12 protein-coding genes are annotated in these 11,202 nt (G+C 62.1%); 5 read left to right on the top strand and 7 right to left on the bottom strand.

From position 1 onward, the window contains the following. Positions 1-417: 417 nt before the first annotated feature. From ACIPOO_RS10900 to ACIPOO_RS10890, 3 genes are all read left to right on the top strand, one after another. On the top strand, positions 418-1,185 hold the full coding sequence (locus ACIPOO_RS10900; protein ID WP_400606634.1) for a creatininase: 768 nt from the start codon (positions 418-420) through the stop codon (positions 1,183-1,185). Positions 1,186-1,249: 64 nt separating this feature from the next. After that, the gene (gene gabP, locus ACIPOO_RS10895; protein ID WP_400607713.1) at positions 1,250-2,644 is read left to right on the top strand and encodes a GABA permease; all 1,395 of its coding nucleotides are present in this window, start codon (positions 1,250-1,252) and stop codon (positions 2,642-2,644) included. Between the two features lie 237 nt (positions 2,645-2,881). Then, positions 2,882-3,901 carry a GlxA family transcriptional regulator gene (locus ACIPOO_RS10890; RefSeq protein WP_400607710.1) on the top strand — a complete coding sequence of 340 codons (1,020 nt, stop codon included), beginning with the start codon at positions 2,882-2,884 and terminating at the stop codon, positions 3,899-3,901. Between the two features lie 63 nt (positions 3,902-3,964). Here the strand turns inward: ACIPOO_RS10890 and ACIPOO_RS10885 are convergent, their stop codons facing one another. From ACIPOO_RS10885 to ACIPOO_RS10875, 3 genes are all read right to left on the bottom strand, one after another. Beyond that, positions 3,965-5,305, bottom strand: coding sequence for an MFS transporter (locus ACIPOO_RS10885; protein ID WP_400606632.1), 1,341 nt, complete (start codon positions 5,303-5,305; stop codon positions 3,965-3,967). A gap of 120 nt (positions 5,306-5,425) precedes the next feature. Next, on the bottom strand, positions 5,426-6,637 hold the full coding sequence (locus ACIPOO_RS10880) for a M24 family metallopeptidase (RefSeq protein ID WP_274131079.1): 1,212 nt from the start codon (positions 6,635-6,637) through the stop codon (positions 5,426-5,428). 227 nt (positions 6,638-6,864) lie between these two features. Further along, positions 6,865-7,233 (bottom strand): hypothetical protein, encoded by a 369-nt coding sequence (locus ACIPOO_RS10875; protein WP_400606629.1) that lies wholly within the window; start codon positions 7,231-7,233, stop codon positions 6,865-6,867. 224 nt (positions 7,234-7,457) lie between these two features. Here ACIPOO_RS10875 and ACIPOO_RS10870 point away from each other — a divergent pair, with 224 nt between their 5' ends. Continuing rightward, the gene (locus ACIPOO_RS10870; RefSeq protein ID WP_400606627.1) at positions 7,458-8,027 is read left to right on the top strand and encodes a GNAT family N-acetyltransferase; all 570 of its coding nucleotides are present in this window, start codon (positions 7,458-7,460) and stop codon (positions 8,025-8,027) included. Between the two features lie 149 nt (positions 8,028-8,176). Here ACIPOO_RS10870 and ACIPOO_RS10865 read toward each other — a convergent pair whose 3' ends face one another. Then, a complete protein-coding gene (locus ACIPOO_RS10865) occupies positions 8,177-8,506 on the bottom strand; it encodes a hypothetical protein (RefSeq protein WP_400606624.1) in 330 nt (109 codons plus the stop codon). Positions 8,507-8,804: 298 nt separating this feature from the next. On the opposite strand from ACIPOO_RS10865, the gene pcsA reads away from it, so the two are divergent. Beyond that, entirely contained in the window at positions 8,805-9,524 is a 720-nt protein-coding gene (gene pcsA / locus ACIPOO_RS10860; RefSeq protein ID WP_274131085.1) for a phosphatidylcholine synthase, read from the top strand. Between the two features lie 136 nt (positions 9,525-9,660). Here the strand turns inward: pcsA and ACIPOO_RS10855 are convergent, their stop codons facing one another. The 3 genes from ACIPOO_RS10855 to ACIPOO_RS10845 are packed head-to-tail and all read right to left on the bottom strand — an operon-like array spanning position 9,661 to position 11,158. After that, on the bottom strand, positions 9,661-9,939 hold the full coding sequence (locus tag ACIPOO_RS10855; RefSeq protein ID WP_400606622.1) for a DUF971 domain-containing protein: 279 nt from the start codon (positions 9,937-9,939) through the stop codon (positions 9,661-9,663). Further along, complete coding sequence (locus ACIPOO_RS10850) at positions 9,936-10,898, bottom strand: HEAT repeat domain-containing protein (protein WP_400607707.1); 963 nt, start codon at positions 10,896-10,898, stop codon at positions 9,936-9,938. Before ACIPOO_RS10850 ends, ACIPOO_RS10855 begins: the two co-directional genes overlap by 4 nt. Positions 10,899-10,912: 14 nt before the next feature. Then, positions 10,913-11,158, bottom strand: a complete 246-nt coding sequence (locus ACIPOO_RS10845) for a ferredoxin family protein (protein WP_274131089.1) — start codon at positions 11,156-11,158, stop codon at positions 10,913-10,915. Between the last annotated feature and the right edge of the window lie 44 nt (positions 11,159-11,202).

Here is an 11,202-nt window from a genome sequence, read left to right as displayed (position 1 = left end):
GTTTTTTTTTTTCTTTTTTATTTTGGCTGCTTTCTGGGATTGTTTTTTTGGTTTTTTTTTTTTTTTTTTCCCCCCCCCCCCCCCCCGCCCCCCCCCCCCCCCCCCCCCCCCACACCCACCCCCCCCCCCCCCCCCCCCCCCCCCCCCCCCCCCGCTCCTACGCGTTAACGGCCGGAATCCGGTTGTGCATATCCGACCTGCAATTTCCCTTTCCTGACCTCCCACAACCGCCGTCTCGCCTGCGCTGTGGCGATTTTTCGTGCCCATGGATATTGCCAACTACAGGTCGGAAACAGACAACTGGGCGTCGTTTCGATCTGATCGAATCGCTCCATGCACAACCGGGTGTTTCGCACCGCGAATACCCCGGTTCTGCCCCTGGAAAATGCCGAGGATGCACCTGTGAAAGACAGCGTAATGATTGGAGAACTGACCTGGCCGGATTACGCACGGCGGGTCAAGAATGGCGGCCCGGTGTTCCTGCCGGTAGGCGCCCTGGAACAGCATGGCCATCACATGTGCATGGAAGTGGACGTGCTGCTGCCCACCGCCATCTGCAAGGCGGTGGCGCAGAATGTAGACGGCCTGGTGTTGCCCGCCCTCGCCTACGGCTACAAATCCCAGCAGAAATCCGGCGGCGGCAATCACTTTCCCGGCACCACCAGCCTTGACGGCGCAACGCTGACCAGCACGGTGCAGGACATCATCCGCGAACTCGCCCGCCATGGCGCACGCAAGCTGGTGATGATGAACGGACACTTCGAGAATTCGATGTTCATCGTCGAGGGCATCGACCTTGCGCTGCGGGAATTGCGCTACGCAGGCATCCATGACTTCCGGGTGGTGGTGCTCTCCTACTGGGATTTCGTCAACGATCCGCAGGTGATCCAGGCCCTCTACCCCGAAGGCTTCCTCGGTTGGGACATCGAGCATGGAGGCGTCTTCGAGACCTCGCTGATGCTCGCCCTGCATCCGGACAAGGTCGACCTGAGCCGCGCCGTCGATCACCCACCCGCCAAGTTTCCACCCTATGACGTGTTCCCCGTCATCCCCGAGCGCACCCCGGCCTGCGGCACCCTGTCCTCGCCCAAGGGCTCCAGCTGCGAGAAAGGCGAGCTGATCCTGCAGGTCTGTGTGCAAGGCATCAGCGGCGCGGTGCGCGAAGCCTTCAACCTTGAGCGGTAAGCCCCGCCATCGAACATGACTCACCCCGCATCACGGTCCAGCGACATCAAACGGCTCCACAACAATAAAAAGGGTCACACTCATGTCCAGCTCAAGTCTCTCCCCAGGCCTCAAGCAGCGCCACGTCACCATGCTGTCCATCGCCGGCGCCATCGGTGCCGGCTTGTTCATCGGCTCCGGCCACGCCATCGCGGCGGCAGGGCCGGCTGCGATCATCGCGTACATCCTGTCCGGCACCCTGGTGGTGCTGGTGATGCGCATGCTCGGCGAAATGGCCGTGGCCTCACCCGATACCGGCTCATTCTCGACCTACGCCGAACGGGCGATGGGACGCACGGCGGGTTTCACCATCGGCTGGCTGTACTGGTGGTTCTGGGTGCTGGTGATTCCCATCGAAGCCATCGCCGCCGCTGCGATCCTGCATGCGTGGTTTCCGGCGGTGCAAACCTGGGAATTCGCCCTGGCCGTCACCGGCCTGCTGACCCTGACCAACCTGTTCAGCGTGGCCCGTTACGGCGAGTTCGAGTTCTGGTTCGCCATGCTCAAAGTCATCGCGGTATTGGGCTTCATCGCCCTGGGTGCGCTGGCGTTGGCCGGCGGTTTGCCAAATACCCAAGTCAGCGGCGTGCTGACCCTGAGCCGCGAGTTCGGCGGCTTCATGCCCAACGGAATGACCGCAGTGGTCGGTGCCATGCTGACCACCGTGTTCAGCTTCATGGGCACTGAAATCGTCACCATCGCCGCCGCTGAGTCGAAAAACCCGTCGAAACAGATCACCCGCGCGACCAACTCGGTGGTCTGGCGGATGGGCATCTTTTACATCGTCTCGGTGTTCCTGATCGTGTCGATCGTGCCCTGGAACGACCCGATGCTGACCCAGGTGGGCTCCTATCAGCGCGCCCTGGAGCTGATGAACATTCCCTACGCCAAGCTGATCGTCGATATCGTGGTGCTGATCGCCGTGGCCAGTTGCCTGAACTCGGCCATCTACACCGCCTCGCGCATGGTCTACTCGCTGGGCAAACGCGGCGACGGCCCGCGCTTCCTGCAGAAGACCAACGCCAGCGGCGTGCCCTGCATCGCGGTGCTGGCCAGTACGGCAGTGGGCTTTTTGACCACGGCTTTGAACTACTTCGCCCCCGAACAGGTGTTCTCCTTCCTGCTGGCCAGCTCCGGCGCCGTGGCGCTGCTGGTGTACCTGGCCATCGCCCTCTCGCAGCTGGTGTTGCGCAAGCGCATGCAGGCCAGCGGCGAACCCATCGCCTTCGGCATGTGGCTGTTCCCGTGGCTCAGCTACGCCGTGATCCTGTCGATCCTGAGCATTCTGCTGGTGATGCTGGTACTGCCTGAACACCGCATGGAAGTCGTCGCTACTGGCGGGCTGGCCCTGTCGATCATCTGCATGAGCGCGATCTTTTCCGGCAGGCGGCAGGCCGTCCAGCACACCAAACCCGTCTAGAACCACCAGGGTCACGCAGTTGCAGTTTTTTTAACGGTTCACCTCTTTCCGGCCGCTCTTGACCACAGAGCGGGCCGGTTTTTTTGTTTTTCAAAGCCAATGCCTGTCCATGCCGGCCTGGGTGTAAGATCCGCCCAGACTCCCCGACCCGCAGGCATTGCCCCAAGACGCATCGTGCGTCGTTGTAGTCGTTGAGGAGTGAGAGAGATGGCGGAGCTGGAAATGCTGAAAGTCGAGATGCCACAACACCTAACGCCAGGGGATGACGAAACTGTCCTGGCCCCGGCGCTCAACCCCAAAGCCAAGGTCATCGGGTTTCTGGTCATCCCCAATTTCACCACCATCGGTTTTGCCTCGGCGGTGGAAACCCTGCGCATGGCCAACCTCGCTGCGCGCAAGACGCTGTATCAGACCCTTATCATCGCCGCCGACATGGAGCCGGTGAGCGCCAGCAACGGCATGCGCGTGCTGCCTGATTACTGCATTGCCACCGCGCCCAGGCTGGACGTGCTGTTCGTGGTCGGTTCCAACCCCATCGTCTCCGATCACAGCACCCGCCCCCTGCTCAACTGGCTGCGCAAGCTGGCCCACGATCAGGTGCCGCTGGGCGGGATATGCACCGGCAGCCACCTGCTGGCCCGCGCCGACCTGCTCAAGGGCTATCGCTGCACCATTCACTGGGAAGACATCGAGGCGCTCAAGGAGCGGTTTCCGGGGATCATCATTTCCAATCAGCTGTTCGAGCTGGACCGCGATCGCTACACCTGTTCCGGGGGCGTGGCGTCCATGGACATGACCCTGCAGCTGATCGCTCGCCAGCCAGGCGGGCGCGACATTGCCGCCCATGCCGCCGAGCTGCTGTTGTGTGACCGGGTGCGCGGCGCCCAGGAACGCCAGCGTGTGCCGCTGCGGCAAAAGCTTGGGACATCGCAGCCCAAACTCAGCCAGATCGTCGCGATCATGGAGGCCAACCTCGAAGAGCCGGTGGGCCTCGAGGAACTGGCGAGCCTCAACGAGGTGTCGGTGCGCCAACTGGAGCGCCTGTTCCACAAGCACCTGCAACGCACGCCGAGCCAGTACTATCTGGAACTGCGCCTGTCACGGGCACGGCAACTGCTGTTGCGCAGCGAATCCCAGGTGCGGGACATCGCCCTGGCCTGCGGCTTTGTCTCCCCCGCGCACTTCTCCAAATGCTACAGCCGCTTCTTCGGCGTATCGCCCATGGGCGAGCGCAAGCAGGTTGCGTCGCTGCACTGACGGCAGATGCAACGAGGCCGGCAATGCGCCGGCCTCGATCAATGCCTTTTCAGTCTGACCATTTCAATCCTGCAACGCCTTGTGCGCTGTTTCGCGGCTGAGCAGCATCGCGACCAGCGCCACCAACGCTGCCGCCAGCAGATACCAGGCCGGCGCCATCTTGTTGCCCGTCAACTGGATCAACCAGGTCGCAATGAACGGCGCGGTACCGCCAAACAGCGCGTTGGCCAGGTTGAAGCTGAAGGCGAAACCGCTGAAGCGCACGCGGGTCGGGAAGATTTCCGCCAGAAAGCACGGCAGCGTACCGTCGTTCATCGCCAGCATGGCGCCGAAGATGAGCTGGATCGCCAGAATCATCAGCAACGGCTGGTGATCGAGCATGCCGAACAGCGGCAACGTCAGCCCCAGAAACAGCACCGAAGCGATCAACAGCATGGTCTTGCGGCCGAACCGGTCCGACAGCGTGCCCATCAGGAAGATCAGGCCGATGTAGGTGGCCAGCGACACGGTCGAAGCCAGGAACGAGTCGCCCTCGCTCATGCCCATTTCGCTGGACAGGTAGGTCGGCATGTAGCTGAGCAGCAGGTAGAACGCCACTGCGTTCAGGCAGGTGACGCCGATACCGATCAGTACGCTGCGCCGATGCACCGTGAGCAGTTCACGCACCGGCGCCTGCTGGCCGCCTTCCTTTTCTTCCAGGCGTTTCTCCATCTCCAGGAACTTGGGCGTGTCCTGCAGGCTCATGCGGATATAGCGCCCCACCAGGCCAAACGGCGCGGCCAGCAGGAATGGCAGACGCCAGCCCCAACTGTGCAGGTCCTCGACGGTGAGCCAGGCATGCAGGCCCGCCACGAACAGCGCACCGAACAACAGCCCCGCCGCCGTGCTGGCAGGCACGATGCTGGTGAACAATCCGCGTTTGCGGGGCGGGGCGTATTCGGCGAGAAAGGCCGCCGCGCCTGCGTATTCACCCGATGCCGAAAAACCCTGGAACAGCCGGATCAGCAACAGCAATGCCGGCGCCCACAGGCCGATGTGGTTGTAGGTGGGCAGGATGCCGATGCAGAAGGTCGACACCGACATGATCAGGATCGACCAGGACAGCGCGCTGCGCCGCCCGTATTTATCACCGAAGTGGCCCCAGATCAGCCCGCCTACCGGGCGGACGATGAACGACAGGGCAAACACCGCGAAGGTCGCCAGCAGCCCCGTGGCCTTGTCGGCCTGGGGAAAGAACGTCAGGGCGATGACAGTCGCCAGATAGCCATAGGCCGCGTAGTCGAACCACTCGACGAAGTTGCCCATGAAACTGGCGCCCGCCGCACGTCGCAGCGCCTTGCGTTCGGCACTTTGCTCGCGTTGGGCATCGATTGAAGATTGCATGCTTGCACTTGGAATGGTCATGACGGATACCCTCTATTGTTGTACTTGGCAGGGCGAAAAGTCAGGAAGTGCTGCGCGTCTGGGCACGCATGCACTTTAAGGCAAAACAAAACGCCGCACGGGAAGGTGCGGCGTGACAGCTTATTTCTTGATGATGTTGTGTTCCGGGCCGTACGGGAACTTGGTGATGTTCTCCCCGCCATGCTCGTTGACGATCAGGATGTCGTGCTCACGGTACCCGCCAGCGCCCGGCAGGCCTTCAGGCAGCATGATCATCGGCTCGATGGACACCACCATGCCCGGCTCCAGCACCGTGTCGATGTCTTCGCGCAGCTCAAGCCCCGCCTCGCGGCCATAGTAATGGCTCAGGGTGCCGAACGAGTGGCCGTAGCCGAAGGTGCGGTACTGCAGCAGGTCATGCGCCATGAAGATCTCATTCAACTCTGCCGCGATGTCGCAGCAACGCATGCCAGGCTTGATGAGTTTCAGGCCCGCCTCGTGCACCTTGACGTTGACTTCCCACAGGCGCAGATGGTCGTCGGAGCAGTGATCCAGGAACAGCGTGCGCTCCAGCGCCGTGTAATAACCGGCAATCATCGGGAAGCAGTTCAGACTCAGGATGTCACCCTTGTTGACCTTGCGCGACGTCACCGGGTTGTGCGCACCGTCGGTGTTGATGCCTGACTGGAACCAGGTCCAGGTGTCCATCAACTCGGAATCGGGGAAAGTACGGGCGATTTCGCGCACCATGGCCTGGGTCGCGTGCAGTGCCACTTCATATTCCGGGACCTGGTCGCGCAGCGCTTCGACGATGGCCGCACCGCCGACATCGGCAATCCGTGCGCCCTGGCGAATGACCGCATGTTCTTCAGCAGACTTGATCATGCGCATGCGCATGCACGGCGCGCCGATATCCACCAGTTCGGCCTGCGGATAGCGGGCGGCGAGCTTGTCGCGGTTGAGCAGGTTCAGGTGGTCGAACTCCACGCCGATGCGTCCGGCCTTGGGCAGCGCCTGCTGGATGGCGACGAAGTAGTTGTCGCGCTGCCAGTCGGTGTAGACGATGTTTTCGGTGCCAACCGTGCGGCGCCATGGCTGGCCACCGTCGATATTGGCGCTGATCGTCACCACGCTGTCCTGGGTCACGACCAGGGCATAAGGCCGGCCGAACGAGCAATACAGGAAATCGCTGTAGTAGTTGACGTTGTGGTACGAGGTGAATACCGCAGCGTCGATGTCGTTCTGCGCCAGATAGCCGCGCAGTTTGGCCTGGCGATTGGCGTATTCCTGGGCCGAGAACGTGGGTGCGACTTTTTCGCCGTTCTTGATCTGGATGGTCTTCGGCATTTGCATGACTTCTATCCTTCAGTGATTGACCGGAGCGCGCCAGTTGATCGGGCCGCTGGAGACCATTCGAACAGAAGGCCCCGGGGCTTTTTTGCGCGAATCCGACCTGCAATTGACTGGATCCGCTGCGCCGCCCGTCTCCTTGTCGATGCCCACGCACAAAGCACGATGCCCCGGCCGGCGGAACAGACCGCGGGCCGGGGCATCGTGCTTGGGTGCGAAGGCGAAGCGTTTCAGTGCAGGCGTCGGGCATCCGCCTGTGTATGCGGGGCAGCAAGGTCGCGCTGGTTGCGTGCCAGGAGCTCGCGAATCAGGCCCCGGGCGCCGTGCGGGCCGACGCAGGTCAGGTGCATCAGCACATCGAAGGGCTGCGCCTGATCCAGCGCCTGGGTGGCCATGGTCACGCCGTTGCTTGCCCGAAGCGGTGCGCCTTGCAGACTGAGCATCTGCCATTCGCACACCGTTTCACCTGCCGTCTCGTTGGCCACGCGCAGGGGCTCCAGCGCGCTGGCCAGGGCATAGAAGTCGAAGGCATCGGTCAGCCAGAAGCCGATGCGAAGCACTTTTTGAGCGGAAGAACGATCCTTGGAGCCCTGCGCCATGACCTCGATCCTGTGGACGTCGAACGGAGCTTGATTGTCGGCGCAACACGCAGCCCGGACGTGCCTGAATTCGACCTGTAATTGTTCGCACGGCCTGCAAACCTCTCGCTTGTGACCTATAGCGACGACGGCTGGCCTGATTGCGACCCGCCTGCGCCCGGCATTGGCGAGGCCTTGAATTTCCACGCTATAACAGGCCCCCGTTTGCTACTGGAGCCTTGTCCATGACTGTCGAGTTTCGTCCGGCTACACGTTGGGATGCGCGGGAGATTGCCCGCCTGTTTCAGATCACTTCCGAAGGTGCCTCCGATTACATCTGGAGCCAACTGGCCGAACCGGGTGAGGAACTGCTCGACGTCGGCGCCCGGCGTTATGCCCGTGAGGACGTGGATTTTTCCTTCCAGAATTGCCTGATTGCCGAATCCGAAGGGCTGGTTATAGGCATGATGCACAGCTACGCCATGCGCGAGGACCCTGAGCCTGCAACGGTCACCGACCCGGTGTTGGCGCCTTATGCCGATATGGAAGTGCCGGATACGCTGTACATCTCAAGCCTGGCCTTGCACGAGGGCTGGCGCAACAAGGGCCTGGGCCTCGGGTTTCTCGAACGTGCGCAACTTCGCGCCGATAGCATGGGGCTTAAAGGATTGAGCCTGATCGATTACGCCGCCAACACCGGTGCTCGACGATTTTATGAGCGACACGGTTTTTCAGTGATCAAGACGTGCCAGATCACGCCGCACCCGATGATTCGGGTGACGGGCGAGGCGTATTTGATGCAGCGGCTTAGCTGATGTACCCCATTCTTGTAGCAGCCCGGCCGGGCGGCGCTCCGCTTGCCGGCGGGGGCGGCCTCAAGATCGCTCCCGCCGGCAAGCCGTGCTGCTACGGGGCGTGGCGGTTCAAGATCGCCCTGCGGGCAAGCCCGGCTGCCACGGGGCGGTCATCGGCGGGCCAATTCGTGGCGGGTGCACCCTTCGTAATACACCTGCCGCACGCTGTCCGGGCGCATACGCGAGGGGCTGTCGTAGGTCTGTTCGGTGATGCCCAGCGCACTCATGCGCATCCATTGCTGGGGAAAATGCCGGGCCTGAAGCTTCTTGCGCGCGCCGTACAGGGTCAGCCCTGACAACTTGTATTGCTGCGCCGTGCCGGCAATCCCGGCGCCCCAACTGCAAAGGTCGTGTTCGTTCTTGCTCAAGTCCCGCGCAAACGTGAAGGATGAAGTACCGGCCACCGCACAGAACACCAACACAACCTTGATAGTTTGCATGCAGATCCTTGCCTAACTGATTGATAGGCCGAGGATTGTGCATAGATTGATTTGCCCCGGGGGCCAGCATAGTGCCGCCTTTGCCGATCAGGCGACCAACGGCACCTGCGCTCGGGAAAAACCTGCACACCAAGGTGACAATTTGGCAACCAAAGCCCGCGCCGCCTGCTACCGTGTAGAAGTTGGTGGTGAACCTTATCGCTCATGAACCTGTCGATAGTTGCACCTCTGGCCAGGTCTGTCGGCACCCTTATGCGACGGGCCCGTCAGGTTGGCCATATCTTCTGAAGGACCGTCCATGATTCCAATTCAACGCATCGCCTGGCTCAAGGCATGGGGCGCCCATGGCTTCACGGCCACCGGCGTCGTGCTCGCTTTCCTGGCCACCATCGCCCTGCTCGACAACCAGCCCAAGGCCTGCCTGCTGTGGTTGGGCATCGCGCTGATCGTGGACGGCGTGGACGGGTCGCTGGCGCGCAAGGTCAATGTGCAGTCGGTGCTCCCCAATTTCGACGGTTCGGTACTGGACCTGGTGATCGACTACCTCACCTACGTGTTCATCCCGGCGCTGTTCATGTATCGGTACATTCCGGTGCCGGATTACACCTTGTTGCTCAGTGTGTCGATCATTCTGGTGTCGTCGCTGTTCTGTTTCTGCAACGTGGAAATGAAGAGCAAGGACAACTATTTCCAGGGTTTTCCCGCGGCCTGGAACGTTGTCGTATTGTGTGTCTACATCCTGTCGCCGGCGCCGTGGCTGACGTTCATCACCGTGATTTGCCTGGCGCTGCTGACCGTCACCCGGATGAAATTCCTGCACCCGTTCCGCGTGCGTCGCTTCATGCCGATCAACATCGCCGTGACCAGCATCTGGTTCCTGTGCAGTTTCCTGCTGGTGCTCAATCACCCTTATAACGGCTCGGTGGTGCTCTGGGTGTGGCTGGCGATGTCGGCGTACTTCCTGGGGATCTGCATCTGGCGCACCTCGCTTGAATGGATCGATAAAGCGCGCTTCTGAGACATCACCTGACCTGTAGGAGTGAGCTTGCTCGCGATCGCTGTCGGTTTGACACCACGATGGTGAATGTCAAATCGCAATCGCGAGCAAGCTCACTCCTACAATGATTGTGCGAACATGACATTCCGCGTTACGGCTACATTCCCGCCAGATACTCCCACGGATAAATCCCCCGCTGGTGCCCGTCGCTGAATACAAGCTGCAGGCCGTAGCCCTGGGGCTGCACACCCACTACCCGAATCGACCCGGCCACCACCGGGTTCATCCCGCGCAACCTGAATGCTCGGCACTGCGAGCACGGGCATTGCTTGCGCAGCAGAACATGGTCGATATGCTGCTCGCTGCCGTCCTGCCAGTTCAGGCGCAGAGTCTGTCGCTCCCGGGAGTTACCGATAGCGACCGGCACCGCGCTCATTGCAACTGCCCCAGCGCGATGCGCACCGCCTTGCGCACTTCCGGGTCGGCGTCGTGCTCCAGTTGCAGCAATGCGGGACGGGCAGCCTTGTCCGCCAGTTCACCCAACGCCAGCGCCGCTTCCTTGCGCAGATTGCTGATGCTGTGATTCAGCGCCTCGATCAACGGGCCCAGGGCGTCGAGATGGCGCAAGCGCCCCAGGCTGCGAGCGGCGCGCAGGCGTACCTGCCAGTATTCATCATTGAGCGCGGCAATCAGGGCCCCGGCGGCTTGCTGTTGCCCGACCTTGCCCAGGGTCGTGGCGGCCTCTTCGCGCACCTGCCAGATGTCATCCTGCAACGCCTTGCACAACGCCGGCAGCACGCGCGTATCGTTGGCCAGGCCCAGGGCGCCAGTGGCAGCGCGGCGTACCTCGCTGTCCGGGTCGTGGCTGGCCAGTGTCGCCAGCGCCTCCAGGGCATCGGTCTTCTTCAGCCATCCCAGCACACCCACAGCCTCACGCCGAACCTCGGCGTGTTTGTCATCCAGGGCGTGCAGTGCAGCGGGTGCGGCTTCGTCCAGGCGCAATTCGCGCAAGGCGCGAAAAGCAGCCACTCGCACGCCGAGGTCCGGATGGGTCGTCCACGGCAGGATCACCCTGCCCGCCTCTTGTGTCTTGAGCACGCTCAGGCTTTGCGCAGCCGCCTCCCGCACCGACGTCTGAGGGTCGGTCAAGGCCTCGCACAAGGCTTGCACGACTTCGCGCTCCTCCCAGGCTTCCAGCAGCGCGGCCGCCTGGGCGCGCACCGTCTCGGCCGTGTCATGGGCCAGGCGGTCGATCAACCAGGGCAGTCCATCCGGTTCTTCGAGATCGGCCAGTTCGATCAGGGCAATGCGGCGCACACCCGGGTCGGGGTCTTGCAGGCGCGGTTGCAGGGCCAGGATGTCCGGATGGTCGATGTCGTCAAAGTTACAGGTCAGGTCAGTCATGTTCTTCAACTCAGCAGATACGGGATCTCGACCTTCACCGCACCGGTGGGGCAGTCTTTCTCGCAGGGCATGCAGTACCAGCATTCGTCGAAGGCCATGTAGGCTTTCTGCGTCGCCGGGTTGATGGCCAGGAGGTCCATCGGGCATACGTCGACACAGACCGTGCAGCCTTTTTCGGCGATGCACTTGTCTTCGTCGATGGTCACCGGGGCGTTGGAGCGGAAGAACACTTCCTGGGGCTGGTAGGCCATTTCACGGGATCCTTGGCGCGTATCGCGCTCTGTCTTTGAACGGG

The organism is Pseudomonas sp. NPDC090201 (assembly GCF_044746825.1).
GTDB lineage: Bacteria > Pseudomonadota > Gammaproteobacteria > Pseudomonadales > Pseudomonadaceae > Aquipseudomonas > Aquipseudomonas putida_AD.
This window is presented reverse-complemented; position numbering and strand designations above follow the sequence as displayed.